The organism is Pseudomonas batumici (assembly GCF_000820515.1).
GTDB classification, from domain to species: Bacteria; Pseudomonadota; Gammaproteobacteria; order Pseudomonadales; family Pseudomonadaceae; genus Aquipseudomonas; species Aquipseudomonas batumici.
In genome coordinates this window covers 106,295-122,709 of record NZ_JXDG01000022.1, presented here as the reverse complement: position 1 = coordinate 122,709, position 16,415 = coordinate 106,295, and the positions used below count along the sequence as shown (strand labels likewise).

Below are 16,415 nucleotides of genomic sequence, written 5' to 3'. Positions count from 1 at the left end.
TGATTCTGCTGGCGGTGTCGTTGATGACCTTCCTGGTCTGGTACTTCGGTCGTCAGGCCGAAGAGCGCCGCAAGAAAGCCATCCAGCAGGCCATCGAGGAAGCCGCGGCGGACTCCTGGAAACAGCCGGACGTGCGTCGGGCGCCGGTGGCGGAGGCCGCGTAGGCTTCAAGCGTTTCGTCAGAACACCGACCTGGTCCTGTACCGGGTCAGTCTTGAAATACCAACCTGTAGGAGCCGGCTTGCCGGCGATGGCGGCCGAGCTGGCGATGCGGGGCTCACTGGCCTCATCGCCAGCAAGCCGGCACCCACAAGGTTTGTAGTGTCCTCAAGGGCTTACTCGGCCCAACGGCGAACGCCGAATCACCTGACAGATGGGTCACCCGCTCGAAGCGTTTTTCCAACAGAAATGTATCGACATGACCGTTCGGCGCTTTTTCTGGCGAGATTAGAAAATCATACCTAGGGTTACGTTGCTGGTGAAAGGCCAGCACTGCGAGTGCCAGAAAGGGCACCGTGATTGACAGCAATGCCAAGGAAAATCAGGGATGGTTTGTGCTTGCGATCCTCTATTCGCTCGCCCTGAGCAACGAGCCACCCCCTGCGTTTCGTTGTTTTCTCTCAAGAAAAGAAAGATGAGGGTGCCCTCCTTCCCGGAAGGGCGGTATTGGCAACACCACGGAAGGATCCATCGTTATGAGCCGTTCAACGCCACACTTCTTACCCCCTTATGGGACCGCCATCCACGACGCGATCGAGGAAGGCAATCTGCAGCAGATGAAGACGTTGCTCAAGCAACGTGACTCAGCGAAGCCGCAACCGAAAGACCTGCAAACCGCGTACGAAAAGCTGGCCAAGGAAGTTTCCCGTTTGGAGAAGCTTTAGGGCCTTTCTCTCAATGCAATGGAGGCAATCACTATGTCTGGTTCCACTCAGCAATTTGTCGGCTTGTTCCCACTCAGCTATCGCATTGGCACTAATGCCCCAGGGGCACAAAGCCTGACGCTCAACCTGCTGGTCTTTACGCCCGAGCAGAGCGTCAGCGGTACTGCCGTGGTCACCCAGGCGATCAACCCGCCGCTCGAGCTGCAGTCGGATGTCTGGGGTGAGTACACCTACATGACAGTCATGTCACCGGCCGTCAGCAAAATCCTGATTACCGCTCAAGGCAACCACGGCGGCCCGAGTTCAAACTCTGCGGTGAACTTCAAGCTGCACCTGGTGGTGGGCAGTGACTGGAAAGAAGGCGTGGCCAACTACCAGTACTTCGATGGGCAGCGCTGGGTTCAGGTCAACAACGCCCCCGCACACCTCGAGCAACCGGTGCAATCCAACGTCGCCTATGTGCCGACGGGTCCTGGCCCGGTCATTCTGCCCTACCCACCCATCATGCCCCTGTACGCAGCGCCTATTCAGAGCGCCATTGCCAGCGGTGACCTGGCCCAGATGAAACACCTGGCCGGCCTTGCCAAACAGCAGCTGGAGCGGCAACCCCAGTTGCAGAGCGCACTGGAAGCCGCGAAGAGCGAAATCAGCAGGCTGGAACGTCGCTGACTGGCGGCTCGATCAGACTGAACTGTCCGCATACATCAAGGGAGTTGCACCATGTCGATTGGACTTTTTCATACCCGCCTCAGCGCCCACAACTCACTGCTGGGTTCACCCGTACTCACCCTCGATCTGCTGGTTGATACGGTTCACAAGACCGTCAGCGGGATTGCCAGTGTTTTTGCGAGCACCTACCCACCGGTCAATTTCCGCGCCCGGGTTTGGGGCAATTACTCCGAGGCAAAACTGACCGCCTCGGTCGAGAACCATATTGTGCTCACCTTGTCGGGTAGCCCGAGCGGCCCGCTCAGCCAGATCGCGGAGACCTTTCATCTCAAGGGTATCCTCGGCGCTGATTGGGCCAGCGGATTTGTCGACTACAGCTACGTCGAAAATGGCCAAGAGCATTACGTCAGACACGCCGCTGTCAGCCAGGCCCCCGTCTCGCAGCCTGAACCGGGGACGCATCACCCCATGCCGCTCTACGCCGTAGCGTTGCAACAGGCACAAGCCAGTGGCGATCTGGCGCAGCTGAAATCCGTTGTACGCCAGGGAGAGCAGCAACTGGCTCAACACGGTGTACTGCAAAGTGCCCTGGAGCAATTGAACGCGGAAATCGCACGCCTGGAAGCGCGCTGATCCGCTTTGCCCGGGCGAGGCCGATTCAGGTCTCGCCCGGGTCTTTCCAACCCGAGGTCAATCCAGTCGCGCCATCGACGCAATGGAAGGCGCGAACACTTCGATGGACTCGTATCGCGCCCGTGTACAAGGAGGTTCCATGTCAGACAGCCGCCCTGCCCGCTACCTCAGCGAAACCGACCTCAAACGCTACGTGCCGGTGCATGTGGTCTGGGAAATCACCCTGGCCTGCGACCTTAAATGCCTGCACTGCGGCTCACGCGCGGGCCATCGACGTCCCGATGAATTGAACACACAGGAATGCCTGGAAGTGATCGATTCGCTGGCGGCCCTCGGCACCCGGGAGATCACCCTGATCGGGGGTGAAGCCTATTTGCGCAAGGATTGGACGCAACTGATCCGAGCGATCCACGATCACGGCATGTACTGCGCCATACAAACCGGTGGACGCAACCTGACACCTGCCAAGATGCAGGCTGCGGTCGAGGCCGGCCTCAATGGTGTCGGCGTTTCACTCGACGGTCTTGCCCCGCTGCATGACGCGGTACGCAATGTGCCGGGCTCGTTCGACAAGGCCGTGGATACCTTGCGCCGCGCCAAACAAGCCGGGCTCGCCGTGAGCGTCAACACGCAAATCGGCGCGGCCACATTGCCGGATTTGCCGGCGCTCATGGACACCATTATCGACCTGGGCGCCACTCACTGGCAGATCCAGCTCACGGTCGCCATGGGCAATGCCGTCGATCACCCGGAGCTGCTGCTACAGCCCAGCCAACTGCTTGAGGTGATGCCGTTGCTGGCGCGGCTTTACCGGGAGGGGGTCGATCGCGGCCTGCTGATGAACGTGGGCAACAACATTGGCTACTACGGCCCTTACGAACATATCTGGCGCGGCTTTGGTGACGAGCGCGTGCACTGGAGTGGCTGCGCCGCCGGCCAAACGGTCCTGGCACTCGAGGCCGATGGCACGGTGAAAGGCTGCCCCTCCTTGGCCACCGTCGGCTTTTCGGGCGGGAACGTGCGCAACATGAATTTGCACGACATCTGGCATTACAGTGAAGGCATGCACTTCGGCCGCCTGCGCGGCGTCGAGGATCTGTGGGGCTATTGCCGAAGCTGTTACTACAACGATGTTTGCCGGGGTGGCTGCACCTGGACATCGCACTCCCTGCTTGGCAAACCCGGCAACAATCCTTACTGCCATTACCGTGCGCTGGACCTGGAAAAACAAGGGCTGCGCGAGCGCATCGTGAAAATCGAAGACGCCCCTCAGGCCTCCTTCGCGGTCGGGCGCTTCGACCTGATTACCGAACGCATCGACACCGGCGAAAAAGTCGGCAGCGTCAGTGATAGCGGCCAGGTGATCAAACTGGCGTGGGCCAATCAAGGGCAGAAATCGCCGGATGAAGGGCGTATTCCCGTGCAACTGACCCTGTGCCGTGGCTGCCTGCAGTACATCTATCCTCACGAGTTGACCTGCCCACACTGCAAAGCCGATGTTGCGGCTGCAGAAGCGGGACACCAGGCCGACCGCGCCAGGCAACAAGCCATCATGAATACCCTGACGGAGATCCTGGGGATTGCGCCTACTAACTTGATGTAGCGATTGCGCAGGCCATTTTTCCGGGGGGGCTGCGCTGCGGCAATCGGGCCGCGGCGACTCCGGCTCTCTACGTAATTTCTTGATCGATTCTCAACATCATTGATTTTTTGAAATCACACCACTCATGTATTGATGTAGATCGCGCAGATCCTTAATACTCCAAGCGTGCGGTGATAGCTTTACACCATTCTCTTGCAACGTTCTTGGAATCAAGTTTCCATTTGGACGAAGTATTATCGATGAGACAATAACGCCCGGATAATCATTTAGTCTTTTTTTGAAAGCGGACGTTGTAAGATCAGGTGTAGGAGGATTGCTTTTATGAGCCAATGGCCCTGTTCCTTTGAGATCTATTTCGTGACACATGACACATCTCTGTAAATAGAGATTTCTCCCATTGACATTATCCGCGAAGGACAGTGATGTTTGAGTGAGCGATAAAATTCCTAGCGAAGCGGTGAGTAATATTTTTATTTTCACTTTCCATGTGGCCTTGTTGTATAAATCAGGTCTGATGTCAACTCGTTGATTTCACTGAGTAAATCTTAATGACGGGCATTAGAGATCCGTCATTCTCCTTCGGGACGCCCTTGCTTGCAAGGATCGCCCAGAGGGGCTAATGAAAAATCTCGGTTTAAAGTTACTTCTCCAGCCACTTCTGCCAATCCACGCCCACGCAAAATGTTCCACGCCGAATAAACAATTCCTCTATCGGGGACAGCATTTTCGCTACACCCAGTCCGTTTTTTGACTCGATAAGCGTTTGGGCCACGCCAACAAGGCCACACACTCACTCCCGGCAACCTGTCACCAAATGTATCGCCGTAAAAACCTCCGGACTCATTGGCCAAAAGGTCGGCCGGGTCTATTTTTGTTCCTTTTTTAATTGAATCCAATGTATTAGACGACTTTCAGCCGCTTCGTGTACGCCTGGACGAAGACCGCTGGAGGAAGGTTGGCCTCAAACCTGCTTGTATGTACAATCCTATACGACCAGTGTCCCGGGGTGGCAATAGCCACTTTCGTGGTTCAACCGCAGCAGGATCCGAGTGCAAACGGCTATGAAAACCAAAATATTTCCAGGATGGTACGTGGTGTTCGCGGCACATCTGCTGCTGGCACTTATCTTTGGCGGCGCCTACTCGTTCGGGGCGTTTTTTTCGCACATCCAGTCCAGCTTTGATGTGGGGCGTTTTTCCGTGGCATCGGTGTTTTCACTGACTGCCTTCATATATTACGTGGTCGGGGTCTTCTCCGGCTCTCTGGCGGATCGCATCTCGACCCGGGTTGTGGTCTGCGTCGGCATAATCTTGCTGGCGCTGGGCTTTTTCCTCAGCAGCCTTGCCTCCGGCTCATTGCAGTTGTTCCTGGTGTGCTTCTGTTCCCTGGCCGGGTTGGGGGTCGGTCTGGTGTATGTGCCGACGGTGACAGCGGTCCAGCGCTGGTTCGTCAAGAACCGCAGCAAGGCTTCGGGCATTGCACTGGCGGGAACCGGTGTCGGGACTTTTGTCGGACCGTCAGCTGCCGGGCTGCTGATGCAGCATGTTTCCTGGGAGGCGACAATGCAGATCTTCGCCGTGGCCATTCTTGTCGTTGGCCTGCTGGTGGCGTCGCTGGTCAGGAGCAATCCGCAGGAGCTAGGCCTTTTGCCGGATGGTCTCGCCCCCTCCTCTTCGAGCGCCAGCCATCATGCGGCACTCAGCGGCATGCGCCTGGCCGAAGCCGCGAGTACGGGGCGATTCTGGTGGTACTTCGGGGCGATTTTTTTGGGTTCGGTCGGGCTGTTTCTCGCGCTTGTGCACATCAACCCCTACGCTCGCCAGTTTGGTATTTCCGCCACTCAGGCCAATTTGTTGATCGGGCTTATCGGTGTCGGCAACGTAGCCGGCCGGTTGTTCCTGGGAAGCATCGGTGACCGGATGGGGGCTCGTCGCCTGCTGATCGTTTTGACCTTCGCGCTGGTGCTGCTCAATCTCCTGTGGCTTGGCGCCCACACATTCATCACGCTGGCGCTGTTCGCCATTTGTTTCGGCGTGGCCAATGGTGGCTGTATATCCCTCTACCCATCGGTGGCTGCCAACTGGTTCGGCACGGCAAATCTGGGGGCAATCCTGGGCGCCCTGTACATTTCGGTCGGGGTGGCCGCCCTGATCGGAGGGAGCGTCGCAGGGCTGCTGTTTGACCTTTATCAGAATTACGCGGTTTCGATCATGCTGGGTGCGCTCTGTGCGCTGCTGTCAGTGGTGTTCATCCTGATTGCCGGCCGCCAGTTGCCTCAGGTTGCTGTCCCGGCCCCCTCGGCTGGTTCCTGAGCGAAGGGGCGGGTTCAAGGGACAGTGGCAACTCATGCCCTGGTACTGGCGCACCTTGTCCAGTTGGCTCAATGCAGTGGACATGGCCGGTTTTCGGCTGGTCGCTCTGCTGGTGCCGCAGCACCCGCACAGTCCTGTGCCGCAGTCGTTGTTGTTGAGGTGGTCACAACGCCAAGGGCCGAAGTATGAGGCCCTGTTGGGCCGCGTGTGCCACCATCGTCACCTCAAGCATGAAGGATTAAACTGCGGCGTTGTTCTGCTCCTAAAAATCAAGGATGAAACATGATTCGACCCTCATTTTCCAGCGCATGGGCGGCCTCTCAACGGATTTACGACCCCCTCAATCCATCTGAAAAAGTAGCGACAGTCATCGGCGGCAATGTTGCAATGAACATTAACAGCCGCGATCCAGCCCTAAGGTGGGTCAACACGTGCGCAGTGCGCATGAGCTATATCCTCAATTACTCAGGCTCACTCATACCGAGAATAGTTGGCCAAACCGTGTCTGGCGCTGACAAACGCTGGTACTTCTATCGCGTCAAAAACCTGATTGCCTATCTGGAACAGCAATGGGGAAGTGCCGAGACAGTTAGATACCCGGCAGCAGGTGGCGGCACCCTGGCGGGCAGGAAGGGGCTTATTTTGTTTGAAGTTTCTGGCTGGTCGGACGCTCAGGGGCATGCCACATTGTTTGATGGCAGAATGTGTTATGACCACTGCTATTTCAATGAACCGGGTGTGAACTATCAAACCGACCGCGCAAACTTCTGGAGTTTGTCTTGATGAGATATTTGACTGCGGTCTTGGTACTGGCTTGGGCAGCCGCACCTTCCAACTGCTGGTCCAAGGATGATCCGACCCACTCCCCACAGGCAGGCGGGCGCACCTACGCGCAAAATTACAAGGATATGGTGCTGGCAGACTGCATCGCTACCGCCTACAAGAGCGAACCTAAAGCCGCCCAGGATGCCGGAAGCAGTGCCAGTGCGCTTATGGACTGGACCTATTTCGATCTGGAGCAAGCACCTCAGGCCGGTAGACCTCTGGTTGACCAGTTTCTGGCTCGTGACTATCACAATCCACTGGTCGAATCAGAGCGTCCGGGCGTTCGCTTTGAGCTGCTCAAATGTCTGGACCTGTATCACAGCAAAGAGTTGGACAGCCAAGTCAGGCAATTGGTCATCAATCCCCAACATACCTATCGTCAGGACAACCCGCCACGCCCCCAAAAGGATTGACCCTGCACCGTGATTGACGATGAGTAACCGTTCGGCCGTTCGACTTCGCCAGACGGTTACTCCACGATTAAGTGACGTTTTTTGAGGGTTATACGACCTTTGAGACATCTACTTCAGGTTCCATAATTTGCCCAGGGAATCAAGCCGAAACACGCGCACAACAGTAATCGCGCCTTGAACTTTCGACTTGATCAATCACCAAGCAGAGAAAGGAACGGAAGATGAGACTCAAGAACAAGTCAGCGTTGATCACGGGCGGCACCAGTGGCATCGGTCTCGCGACCGCCAAGCTGTTCATTGCAGAAGGCGCCCGGGTCGCGGTTACGGGTCGCGATGTTGCCGCCTTTGAGCGTGTGAAGGCCGAGCTCGGCGAGAACGCGCTTGTTCTCAAGGGCGACGTGCGTTCGATCGAGGACATGAAGGCGATTGCCGCTGAGGTGAAAGAGAAGTTCGGCGGTTTGGATGTCGTGTTTGCCAACGCCGGTCGGGCGTTCCCATCCGCAGTCAACGACATCGACGAAGATCTCTATAACGAGATCATGGACATCAACGTCAAGGGCGTGGTGTTCACGCTTCAGGCGGTGCTGCCTGACTTGCGAGAGGGCTCCTCCGTCATTCTCAATACATCGTTCGTCGCGCAGACCGGCAAGCATGGCATCTCGTTGACGGCGGCGGCGAAGGCCGCCGTACGATCACTTGCCCGCAGTTGGTCCTACGAGTTTCTCGACCGAAAAATCCGCTTCAACGCGATCGCGCCCGGCGCAATGGACACGCCCCTGATCAGCAAATGGGGGATGTCAGATGAGTGGGTTCGCGACCGCAAGGCCGAGTTCGCCAAAGCAGTTCCGGTAGGCCACATGGGCAAGGCCGAGGACATTGCTTACGCGGCGCTCTATCTCGCCAGCGACGAATCCTCCTACGTAGTCGGCACCGAACTGGTCGTCGATGGCGGTGCCTCGCAACTTTAAGGAGAAATTATCTTGACCAACGACAGCGAAAATAACTTCTCGGGCGAACAAAAGATCAACGGGGGCTACTCCCGCCGCGATGCTCTAAAGCTCGGAGGCGTCGCGACACTCGGCGCCATCCTGGGAGGCGCCCTACTGGGCGACGCCACGTCCGCTCTCGCGCAGGCGGCTGGCGCGCAGATGCTTTCCTCGACCGATCCGCTCGACATCGTCATCGCGGTTTACCCTGGCGGAACCCTGCTCGACTTTGCCGGCCCCAGCGAGATTTTTCACCGGCTACCGAATACGAACGTTCGCTATGCGAGCCTCGAGGGTGGTTACGTGACCCTCGAATTTGGCGTCGTGTATGGCAAGACTGAACGACTGGCCGATATCGAGAAGGCCGACATGATCCTGGTCCCCGGCGGGTCTGATTTGAGTGCGCCGATGCGGCCGGAGTATCAAGCGCAGATCCGGCGTCTGGCTGAGAGCGCCAACCATGTCACGTCGGTGTGCAACGGGTCGCTCGTGCTCGCCGCAACGGGCGTTCTCAACGGTAAGCGAAGCGCCTGCCACTGGGCTTTCGTCAACAAACTGTCTGAATATGGCGCCATCCCCGTTCCGGATCGCTTCGTAGAGGACGACAACGGCCGGTTCATGAGCGGCGGTGGCGTGACGGCGGGCATCGACTTCGCACTTCGCGTTGCCGCGAAGCTGCGCGGTCAACAGGCCGCCGAATTCACGCAACTCCTGATCGAATATGACCCCGCCCCGCCGTTCCATTCCGGTCACCCCAGAGAGGCTCGGCCAGAACTCATTGCGCTGGTCGACAAGAAACTGCCTGGCGCATCCAAGGGGCTCGCACGAATTCCAGGCATTCGATGAAACGCTGGCAGGCAATGTCCGAGAGGCCACACCGCTGGCCTCGATGAAGGCCGCAACCGACGTTGCCTGCTCCACCTGCCCAACCTGGCGCAGGCCTCTCCCATTCAATCCAAAATCGGAAATCATCAGATGCCACAGATTCGTCTTTGTGCTGCTGCTCTTGCAGCCTGCCTCCCCCTTTTCGCTCTTGCGGCACCTGCAACCGCAAGTGGCTCTCAGCGTCCGCCCGAAGCGGCCATCAAAGCCGAGAACGCACGATGGGCGCAAGCCTTCGGGCGAGGTGATTATGAGGCGATAGGCCGCCTCTATACGGAAGATGGCGCACTCCTGCCGCCCGGGGGCGACAGAGTCACCGGGGCCAGCGCGATCGCCGAATACTTCACCAAGGGCTATGCCGGATCCCGGCCTGACACCGTTTCGTTCAGCAATTACGAGTTCCATGGCAACGATCAGATCGTGACGGAAGTCTCGGATGCCGAGATCCGTGATCACAGTGGAAAGCTCAAGCTGCGCGCTAAACAGATCCTCATCTTCCTGAAGCAGGGCGGCGCCTGGAGGCTGCACCGCGACATCTGGAATGATTACGCCCCCCTGAAATCCGACGATCGTTGAGCGTCCGGCGAAAGTATCCTGGTCGGTGGGTCTGACAGCTGTGGCCCGGGACGCGCGCTGATCGTCGCGTCGATCGATCAGCGCTCAGTGTTCAATCTGCTCTCGCGGCGGATCGATTGCGGCGGATGTCCATGCAGTTTGACGAAGGCCCTGCGCATCCGTTCCGGATCGGTGAAGCCCACGGCCAGGGCAATCTGTTCGATCGGTTCGCTACCATCCTGCAGGCGCAGGCGCGCCGCTTCAACGCGCAAGCGCTCGACCGCCTTGGCAGGCGTTTCACCCGTTTCCCGGCGAAATGCGCGTCCGAACTGTCGCAGACTCAATCTTGCGGCATCGGCGAGTCGCTCGACAGGTAGCGCTTCAGCCAGATGTTCCCTGGCAAAATTCAGAGCGATGCGGATACGGTCCGACTCCGGCTCCATTTGCGACATGGCAGAGAATTGGGACTGACCTCCAGGTCGGCGATACGGAACGACCAAATGCCTGGAGACAGCGCGCGCAACTTCCGCGCCCATATCTCGTTCAATCATACCGAGCGCCAAGTCTATTCCGGAGGCGATGCCAGCCGACGTCCAGATGCGGCCGTCTGCGATATAGATACTATCGCCCTCGACCCTGGTGCGAGGGAAGCGCGACTGCAATTGAGCCGCGTACCGCCAGTGCGTCGTTGCCCTCCGGCCGTCCAACAAGCCGGTTTCCGCAAGCAGGAACGCCCCCGTACACACGCTTGCCACCCGCGGGGCTTTGGAGGCCAACTTCTTGGCCGCGGCGATGTTCTCCGATGTCTGCATCGGATCGATATCACCGCCCACGAATACGACGGTGTCAAACGTGCGCTTCCCGATCGGCCTTGTCTCGATCGGAAGGCCCGCATTACCAACAACTGGCCCCCCGGACTGCGAGATGACATGAAGATCATATGGGGTGTGGCCGGCGGCTATGGCCACCTGATGAAAAGCCGAAAGTGGCCCACCAAGATCTAGAGCATCGTAGCCACGGCAAACGAAGAATCCGATTCGATGCATGATGGAGAAGTCGACTGAGAACCCTGAAGTGGCGTATTTTAAGGAAAACCCTTGAATAGCGCCACGAAAGATCTTTCTGTCAGGGGTCAAGGATACTCATGTCAGGCTCAGCGTAGAGCCTGACATGAGGAGAGTGGCGGCGAGAGAGTCGACTCGAGGCTTTCGGATTAACCAGCGATCTTTATGGCGATCTCAGCGACGTGCTTACCTTGGAAACGCGCAATATCCAATTCATTCTGTGATGGTTGCCGACTTCCATCGGCTGCTGCCAGGGTTGTGGCTCCGTAGGGTGTACCGCCGGTGATCTCGCCCATATTGCTCAATCCCGGACAGGTGTAAGGTACCCCCACGATCACCATGCCCTGGTGCAGTAGCGTGGTATGGAACGAGGTAATGGTCGTTTCCTGGCCGCCGTGCTGGGTGCCGGTCGACGCGAAAACGCTGCCGATCTTCCCAACGAGAGCGCCTTTCATCCACAGGCCACCGGTCTGGTCGAGGAACGTGCGCATCTGTCCGGCCATATTGCCAAAGCGCGTCGGTGTGCCGAAGATGATGGCGTCGTAGTTGCCCAGCTCGTCAGGCGTCGCCACCGGCGCCTTCTGGTCGAGCTTTGCACCGTAAGCGGCAGCCTGCTCGGCGGGGATCGTTTCAGCGACCCGCTTGATCGTCACGTCAGTGCCAGGCACTGATCGTGCGCCATCGGCGACTGCCTCAGCCATCGTTTCGATGTGACCGTACATTGAGTAATAGAGAACCAGTACCTTAGCCATGATGCCTCCTGGGTTGGGAGTCACTCGGTGTGATTTGAGGAGTCTTGAATCGAACCGCATGCACGAAAATTAACACTAGCACCCGTTATCAGGGCCTGTAGGAAAACTCGCCGAGCGGCGATCATGATCAATGAATCTACCCCCTAACAGTTGAAGTTCTGAAAATGCCAAAGACAAAACCGGCGGGTACCGCGACAGCAACGGCTGCAGATATCGAAAAATCAATCCAGGCCCTGAACAAAATGGCTGAACGCCTTTGGGGGGATGGCAGGGAGAACGAGGCAAAAGCACTCCTCGATGCCCTGGACGCGTTAAACCGGGCGCTGGACAGGATCCGGATCGGCGAGAGTCGCAGGGTTGTGACGCTCCATTAAGAAGCCAGAGACCAGATCGGCCCTTTACTTGCACACCGACAACAGGACTCAGCGCCCTCCCCCGGCCCGACCAGCGCGATAGACCGAGAGGCCGTAGAACGCCAGCGCCAGGCCCGCCAACACGCCCCCCACCACACCGACATAGGCAAACCCGAGTTGCCGCCCCACCCAACTGCCCACCAGCGCCCCACCACCGATACCGATGTTGTAGATCCCCGAGAACAGCGCCATCGCCACATCGGTTGCGTCCGGCGCCAGCACCAGCACCTTCGACTGCAGCGACAGCCCGAAGCACATGATCGCCATGCCCCAGAACACGCTGAGCGCCCCCAGCGTCGACACCTCGCTGCTCAAAGGCAACAGCAACGCCAGGCACACCACCAGCAACAAGGTGGCCACCAGCAGAAAGCGCTGCGGGTATTGCCGATTGAATCGACTGAACAGCAGCGACCCGAAAATCCCAGCACCGCCGAACAGCAGCAGGATAAAGGTCACCACCTCGCCGCTCATGCCGGCCACGGTTTTGATGAACGGCTCGAGATAGCTATAGGCCGTGAACTGCGCCGTGATCACCGCAGCCGTCAGGCCGTAGACCGCCACCAGTGCGGGGCGCTTGAACAGCACGGGCAGGCTTTTCAGGGAGCCCGAATTCTGGCTCGGCAGCAGCGGCAGGCTTCTGCCCAGCCAGAGCACCAGGGCGCCCGCCATCAACGCGATCACGAGAAAGGTGATGCGCCAACCCATGGCTTCGCCAAGCATTCGGCCCAGCGGAATCCCCAGCACCAACGCCATGGACGTCCCCGTCGCCAGCAGGCCCAACGCCTGCACCTGCTTGCCCGCAGGCGCCACCCGCACCGCAAGGGACGCGGTGATGGACCAGAACAGCGCATGGGACAAGGCGACCCCCACCCGGCTCACCAGCAGGACACCAAAGCTCGCGGCCAGACTGGACAGCGCATGGCTGACAATGAACAGGCCGAACAGCACCATCAACAGCTTGCGCCGCTCGACGTTCCGGGTGAGCAGCATCACCGGCAGCGATGTCAGGGACACCACCCAGGCATAGATCGTCAGCATCAGCCCGACCTGTGCGCTCGACAGGTCGAAGCTGTCGCCGATGGCACTCAACAGGCCGACTGGCACGAATTCGGTGGTGTTGAAGACAAAGGCCGCCAACGCCAGTGCAATGACCGGTTGCCAGTTGTCGGTGTTTTCAGTCGCGGGGGTACTCATTTAAAAATCCGTCATACGCTATCGAAGATCAACCGGCCGGTGGTGCATGGGCCGGGCAGTCAAAAGAAAAGCCAGCCGAGGTGAAAGAGATGGCTGACAGGATGCAAGTATCGCTCCTTGGAGGGGCTTCATCGCTGAAAGTTGCCAGATGAGCTGTGCCTTGCACGAAGGGGACGTATTTATTTGCTCTGAAATAAATGCGTCCCCTTTTCGGTAAGCGTCGACATTCGATAGACAGCTTTCGATCACCGCCCGAGTTCAGTCGTTCGGTGATTGTGCACACTCGTTATTCCTACACCCAATTTTCTACTCGCAGACCCGGCACTCGATCAAACTCACGCAGGTTGTTTGTGACCAAAATCAAACCTTGTGAACGGGCGTGTCCGGCAATAATCTGATCGTAGGGGCCAATGGGAGTACCCGCTTTGGCCAGCTCCGCGCGGAGCTGGCCCGTATGTGCTGCGGCGTCCTGGTCGTATTTCAAAACATCGAGGCGTGCCGCAAAGCCCTCTACGTCCGCCAGATTGCGCCCTGGATTCGCCGATTTTTCCGCCCCGTAAATCAGCTCCATCAAAGTAATCGTACTGATGCACAACTGACCATGGTGCGCTTTGAATACTTCGCGCACATGCTGGGGTTTGTTCTTGATGGTGAAAATACAGATGTTGGTATCGAGCATGAACTTGAGCATCAAAACGACTCCCGCTCCTGCTCAGTTGGTTGCTCACGATCCACCATGAAATCAGCCGTTACCCCGTCACCGTCAAACCAGCTATCCCAGGACTCACCAGCGGGTGTGATAATCCGGGTTCTGCCAATGGCAACAATGTCAACGCGCTTAACGTCATCAGGTAGTGCAACAGCCTTTGGCAAGCGCACGGCCTGACTACGATTACTCTGAAATACGGAGCCTTGTTCCATGCTGCACCTCGACGGGATATATCTAACGTATATCCCATTGTAGAATCATGATGGGATATGTCAACGGTATATCCAGGCGTGCGTGCGAAAACTGGCGTCTGACGGGAGTGGGTCAGATCCTTTGAAAACCGCCGAGCACCTGTGGCATCACTCTTGCTTCCTAACACATCACATCAGCAGGATTAGCTCCTGCAAGGCAAAGGCGCCTGAATCCGCTGCAGATATTTTGCAGAGGCTTCAGGCTTTTTTTTTGGCTACCGCATTGGAAATTCAGACACATGAAGTGGCTCACCTACCCTGCATTCTTGCTGCTGCGCGAATTGGGCATCGTCGGCATGATCCGCACACTGTTGGCGATCAGCCTGGCGGGCGGTGCCACTACCCTGACCGCCGCGACACTGCCAACAGGGCCGCTGTGGGCGATACTGGCCTACCTGGCCATTGCCAGCCTGTGGCTGTTGTTGCAGGAGATCGCGCAGTTGCAACGCGACTGTGAAGACTCCGCACAGCCTGGCGCCCAGGAGCCAGCCAGCACTGCCGAGTGGCTGCTGCAGCCGATCAGACGAAGCTTTCAGCAGCGGCTGAGCCGCGAACACCGCCAACAACAACTGTTACAGCAGCGTCTGGATGAAATATCCCACTCCTCATACGAACTCGAACAAAGCGCAGCGCAGGTGACCCGCAATGCCGAAGGGCAAAGCGAATCGGCCACTGTCGCCGCAGCGGCGGTAGAACAACTGAATGTGAGCATTTTGCAGGTGGCGGCGCTGGCCGATGAGTCGCGTCAGACCAGCGTCGTGGCCAGCGAACAGTTGGCCGACGGGATCAGCCAGCTCACCAACTTGGTGCGGCAGGTCTCCGAGATGGCGCAGCAAGCCATCACCACCAACGAACTGATCCTCCAGCTGAACACCAACTCGCGCACCATCAATGAAATGTCCGGCACCATCCGCGAGATTGCTTCGCAAACCAACCTGCTCGCCCTGAATGCCGCCATCGAAGCGGCCCGCGCAGGTGAGAGCGGTCGTGGCTTCGCCGTGGTGGCCGATGAAGTTCGCCGTTTGGCCCTCCACAGCCAGGAGTCGGCGGCAGAAATCAGTCGCAACATCGAATCGGTGCAACAGCACATCAAGGAAGCCACGGTGCAGGTGTCCGACTTGACCCATCTGGCGCATCGCAGCGCCGCCAGTTCCGAAGCGGTGTGCGCGCTGATCAATCAGGTGCAACAGCACACCCTGCAATTGACCGGGCAGGTCGACCAGGTGGCGGTCAGTACCGAACAACAGGGTAAAGCCGTTGCGGAAATCGCCGAACTGGCCGACCGCGTCCGCCAAGGCAATGCCGACAACCTCCAGGCCGCCGATCAGGCACGAACCATCGCCCACCATCTGGCTCATCTGACGGGGTAATCAACATGAATGGATTGCACGGACTACTGCTCTTGCTCGTCACAGCCCTGGTCACCCTGATCCTGCTGTTCTATGGCTTGCACCGGCGCCGGCAGCGGCAAAAGCGCCAACATATCCAGTTGAACATTCGCCAGTTGGCCTTGTTACGTGCACTGATTTCCGGGTTTCAGCGCCATCGCGGCCTGAGCAATGGCGTGCTCTGTGGCGATGCCAGCCTGAGTCAGGATCTTGCCACCGCACGCCAGGGGCTGGACCAGCATATCCATGCGGCCCAGGCGTTCGACAGCACGCACCGGGCCGCCTGGAACAGCTTGATCGATCATTGGTCGCGCCTGCGCGAAGGGCGCAGTAGCGACCGGGCGAACAATCTGCTGCAGCATCACCTGATCATTCGCAACAGCATTTTCCTGATGGAGGATGTGGCGAGCGAAATCGATCTGACCGAGGGCCGTGCCGAGCTGGGCTATCTGCCCTGCATCTGGCGCGAGGTCGTCCAGGCGGCCGAATGGGCCGGCCAGGCGCGCGCCTTGGGCACCGGCATCGCGGCGGCCGGTCAGAGCAGCGCCGAGCAGCGCGTGAGGATGCGTTTTCTCTACCAGAAGATCGAGCTGCTGGCCGACACCGCGTTCGCCACGCTGCAACACCACGCCACCGACCACCCGCAGACTGACGCGTTCCGCCTGCAGCATCGCAAACAGAGGGTGGAGGATTTTCTACGCTGCACAAAAGAGCAGCTGCTCGACCAGGAACAACCCGTGATTGCCGCCAAGGCCTACTTCCAACGCGCCACCCAAGCCATTGATGAACTGCTGGCCCTAGTGGATGTGGCGCTGGCTCAGCTGCAGCCCCGCTAAGGAACTGCAGATGCCAAATGCCGTTTCCTCTCTGACGCACGGAGGT

The 16,415-nt window shown here is 58.4% G+C and carries 19 protein-coding genes and 2 pseudogenes; 15 read left to right on the top strand and 6 right to left on the bottom strand.

The window, feature by feature from the left end:
• From UCMB321_RS10870 to UCMB321_RS10850, 5 genes and pseudogenes are all read left to right on the top strand, one after another.
• A pseudogene (locus tag UCMB321_RS10870) lies at positions 1-164 on the top strand (putrescine ABC transporter permease PotI); the annotation flags it as partial.
• A gap of 531 nt (positions 165-695) precedes the next feature.
• Complete coding sequence (locus UCMB321_RS10865) at positions 696-884, top strand: DUF1843 domain-containing protein (protein ID WP_040066316.1); 189 nt, start codon at positions 696-698, stop codon at positions 882-884.
• A 33-nt stretch (positions 885-917) separates the two neighbouring features.
• Complete coding sequence (locus tag UCMB321_RS10860; RefSeq protein ID WP_040066313.1) at positions 918-1,553, top strand: DUF1842 domain-containing protein; 636 nt, start codon at positions 918-920, stop codon at positions 1,551-1,553.
• A gap of 51 nt (positions 1,554-1,604) precedes the next feature.
• Positions 1,605-2,186: a DUF1842 domain-containing protein gene (locus tag UCMB321_RS10855; protein WP_040066311.1), complete on the top strand. Its 582-nt coding sequence runs from the start codon at positions 1,605-1,607 to the stop codon at positions 2,184-2,186.
• A gap of 139 nt (positions 2,187-2,325) precedes the next feature.
• Positions 2,326-3,789: a GDL motif peptide-associated radical SAM/SPASM maturase gene (locus UCMB321_RS10850; protein ID WP_040066309.1), complete on the top strand. Its 1,464-nt coding sequence runs from the start codon at positions 2,326-2,328 to the stop codon at positions 3,787-3,789.
• A gap of 96 nt (positions 3,790-3,885) precedes the next feature.
• On the opposite strand, the gene UCMB321_RS31385 is transcribed toward UCMB321_RS10850, so the two are convergent.
• The gene (locus UCMB321_RS31385; protein ID WP_425338555.1) at positions 3,886-4,263 is read right to left on the bottom strand and encodes a c-type cytochrome; all 378 of its coding nucleotides are present in this window, start codon (positions 4,261-4,263) and stop codon (positions 3,886-3,888) included.
• Positions 4,264-4,850: 587 nt separating this feature from the next.
• Between UCMB321_RS31385 and UCMB321_RS10845 the strand changes: the two genes are divergently transcribed.
• The 7 genes and pseudogenes from UCMB321_RS10845 (at position 4,851) to UCMB321_RS10820 (ending at position 9,783) form a co-directional block, all read left to right on the top strand.
• Positions 4,851-6,101 (top strand): MFS transporter, encoded by a 1,251-nt coding sequence (locus UCMB321_RS10845; protein ID WP_040066306.1) that lies wholly within the window; start codon positions 4,851-4,853, stop codon positions 6,099-6,101.
• Between the two features lie 10 nt (positions 6,102-6,111).
• Positions 6,112-6,258, top strand: a pseudogene (locus tag UCMB321_RS30005) (class I SAM-dependent methyltransferase); the annotation flags it as partial.
• Positions 6,259-6,383: 125 nt separating this feature from the next.
• Complete coding sequence (locus UCMB321_RS10840; RefSeq protein ID WP_040066305.1) at positions 6,384-6,884, top strand: type VI secretion system amidase effector protein Tae4; 501 nt, start codon at positions 6,384-6,386, stop codon at positions 6,882-6,884.
• Entirely contained in the window at positions 6,884-7,339 is a 456-nt protein-coding gene (locus tag UCMB321_RS10835) for a type VI secretion system amidase immunity protein Tai4 (RefSeq protein WP_040066303.1), read from the top strand. Before UCMB321_RS10840 ends, UCMB321_RS10835 begins: the two co-directional genes overlap by 1 nt.
• Before the next feature lie 221 nt (positions 7,340-7,560).
• Positions 7,561-8,307, top strand: a complete 747-nt coding sequence (locus tag UCMB321_RS31210) for an SDR family oxidoreductase (protein WP_040066302.1) — start codon at positions 7,561-7,563, stop codon at positions 8,305-8,307.
• 12 nt (positions 8,308-8,319) lie between these two features.
• The gene (locus tag UCMB321_RS31205; protein ID WP_040066301.1) at positions 8,320-9,171 is read left to right on the top strand and encodes a DJ-1/PfpI family protein; all 852 of its coding nucleotides are present in this window, start codon (positions 8,320-8,322) and stop codon (positions 9,169-9,171) included.
• 129 nt (positions 9,172-9,300) lie between these two features.
• Positions 9,301-9,783, top strand: coding sequence for a YybH family protein (locus UCMB321_RS10820; RefSeq protein WP_040066300.1), 483 nt, complete (start codon positions 9,301-9,303; stop codon positions 9,781-9,783).
• 77 nt (positions 9,784-9,860) lie between these two features.
• On the opposite strand, the gene UCMB321_RS10815 is transcribed toward UCMB321_RS10820, so the two are convergent.
• Both UCMB321_RS10815 and wrbA read right to left on the bottom strand, forming a co-directional pair.
• A complete protein-coding gene (locus UCMB321_RS10815) occupies positions 9,861-10,808 on the bottom strand; it encodes a GlxA family transcriptional regulator (RefSeq protein WP_040066367.1) in 948 nt (315 codons plus the stop codon).
• A 167-nt stretch (positions 10,809-10,975) separates the two neighbouring features.
• Positions 10,976-11,578, bottom strand: coding sequence for an NAD(P)H:quinone oxidoreductase (wrbA, locus tag UCMB321_RS10810; protein ID WP_040066299.1), 603 nt, complete (start codon positions 11,576-11,578; stop codon positions 10,976-10,978).
• Positions 11,579-11,742: 164 nt separating this feature from the next.
• On the opposite strand from wrbA, the gene UCMB321_RS10805 reads away from it, so the two are divergent.
• Positions 11,743-11,952, top strand: a complete 210-nt coding sequence (locus tag UCMB321_RS10805; RefSeq protein ID WP_040066298.1) for a hypothetical protein — start codon at positions 11,743-11,745, stop codon at positions 11,950-11,952.
• A 48-nt stretch (positions 11,953-12,000) separates the two neighbouring features.
• Here the strand turns inward: UCMB321_RS10805 and UCMB321_RS10800 are convergent, their stop codons facing one another.
• The 3 genes from UCMB321_RS10800 to vapB all read right to left on the bottom strand — a co-directional run bounded on the left by UCMB321_RS10800 (position 12,001) and on the right by vapB (position 14,106).
• Positions 12,001-13,185 carry a sugar transporter gene (locus UCMB321_RS10800; protein ID WP_040066297.1) on the bottom strand — a complete coding sequence of 395 codons (1,185 nt, stop codon included), beginning with the start codon at positions 13,183-13,185 and terminating at the stop codon, positions 12,001-12,003.
• 292 nt (positions 13,186-13,477) lie between these two features.
• On the bottom strand, positions 13,478-13,876 hold the full coding sequence (vapC, locus tag UCMB321_RS10795) for a type II toxin-antitoxin system tRNA(fMet)-specific endonuclease VapC (RefSeq protein WP_040066296.1): 399 nt from the start codon (positions 13,874-13,876) through the stop codon (positions 13,478-13,480).
• Positions 13,876-14,106 carry a type II toxin-antitoxin system VapB family antitoxin gene (vapB, locus tag UCMB321_RS10790; RefSeq protein ID WP_040066295.1) on the bottom strand — a complete coding sequence of 77 codons (231 nt, stop codon included), beginning with the start codon at positions 14,104-14,106 and terminating at the stop codon, positions 13,876-13,878. The genes vapC and vapB overlap by 1 nt, the downstream gene beginning before the upstream one ends.
• Positions 14,107-14,384: 278 nt before the next feature.
• Here vapB and UCMB321_RS10785 point away from each other — a divergent pair, with 278 nt between their 5' ends.
• Together UCMB321_RS10785 and UCMB321_RS10780 are read left to right on the top strand one after the other, a co-directional pair.
• Positions 14,385-15,515, top strand: coding sequence for a methyl-accepting chemotaxis protein (locus tag UCMB321_RS10785; RefSeq protein WP_040066294.1), 1,131 nt, complete (start codon positions 14,385-14,387; stop codon positions 15,513-15,515).
• A gap of 32 nt (positions 15,516-15,547) precedes the next feature.
• The gene (locus UCMB321_RS10780; protein WP_040066293.1) at positions 15,548-16,369 is read left to right on the top strand and encodes a nitrate- and nitrite sensing domain-containing protein; all 822 of its coding nucleotides are present in this window, start codon (positions 15,548-15,550) and stop codon (positions 16,367-16,369) included.
• Positions 16,370-16,415: the final 46 nt, after the last annotated feature.

Excerpts from the sequence above, each read along its gene's own strand:
- UCMB321_RS31210 (WP_040066302.1), top strand. The coding sequence starts at position 7,561 with ATGAGACTCAAGAACAAGTCAGCGTTGATCACGGGCGGCACCAGTGGC.
- vapC (WP_040066296.1), bottom strand. The coding sequence starts at position 13,876 with ATGCTCAAGTTCATGCTCGATACCAACATCTGTATTTTCACCATCAAG.
- UCMB321_RS10820 (WP_040066300.1), top strand. The coding sequence starts at position 9,301 with ATGCCACAGATTCGTCTTTGTGCTGCTGCTCTTGCAGCCTGCCTCCCC.
- UCMB321_RS10845 (WP_040066306.1), top strand. The coding sequence starts at position 4,851 with ATGAAAACCAAAATATTTCCAGGATGGTACGTGGTGTTCGCGGCACAT.
- UCMB321_RS10785 (WP_040066294.1), top strand. The coding sequence starts at position 14,385 with ATGAAGTGGCTCACCTACCCTGCATTCTTGCTGCTGCGCGAATTGGGC.
- vapB (WP_040066295.1), bottom strand. The coding sequence starts at position 14,106 with ATGGAACAAGGCTCCGTATTTCAGAGTAATCGTAGTCAGGCCGTGCGC.
- UCMB321_RS10840 (WP_040066305.1), top strand. The coding sequence starts at position 6,384 with ATGATTCGACCCTCATTTTCCAGCGCATGGGCGGCCTCTCAACGGATT.
- wrbA (WP_040066299.1), bottom strand. The coding sequence starts at position 11,578 with ATGGCTAAGGTACTGGTTCTCTATTACTCAATGTACGGTCACATCGAA.
- UCMB321_RS10815 (WP_040066367.1), bottom strand. The coding sequence starts at position 10,808 with ATGCATCGAATCGGATTCTTCGTTTGCCGTGGCTACGATGCTCTAGAT.
- UCMB321_RS10805 (WP_040066298.1), top strand. The coding sequence starts at position 11,743 with ATGCCAAAGACAAAACCGGCGGGTACCGCGACAGCAACGGCTGCAGAT.
- UCMB321_RS10800 (WP_040066297.1), bottom strand. The coding sequence starts at position 13,185 with ATGAGTACCCCCGCGACTGAAAACACCGACAACTGGCAACCGGTCATT.
- UCMB321_RS10855 (WP_040066311.1), top strand. The coding sequence starts at position 1,605 with ATGTCGATTGGACTTTTTCATACCCGCCTCAGCGCCCACAACTCACTG.
- UCMB321_RS10835 (WP_040066303.1), top strand. The coding sequence starts at position 6,884 with ATGAGATATTTGACTGCGGTCTTGGTACTGGCTTGGGCAGCCGCACCT.
- UCMB321_RS10850 (WP_040066309.1), top strand. The coding sequence starts at position 2,326 with ATGTCAGACAGCCGCCCTGCCCGCTACCTCAGCGAAACCGACCTCAAA.
- UCMB321_RS10865 (WP_040066316.1), top strand. The coding sequence starts at position 696 with ATGAGCCGTTCAACGCCACACTTCTTACCCCCTTATGGGACCGCCATC.
- UCMB321_RS10860 (WP_040066313.1), top strand. The coding sequence starts at position 918 with ATGTCTGGTTCCACTCAGCAATTTGTCGGCTTGTTCCCACTCAGCTAT.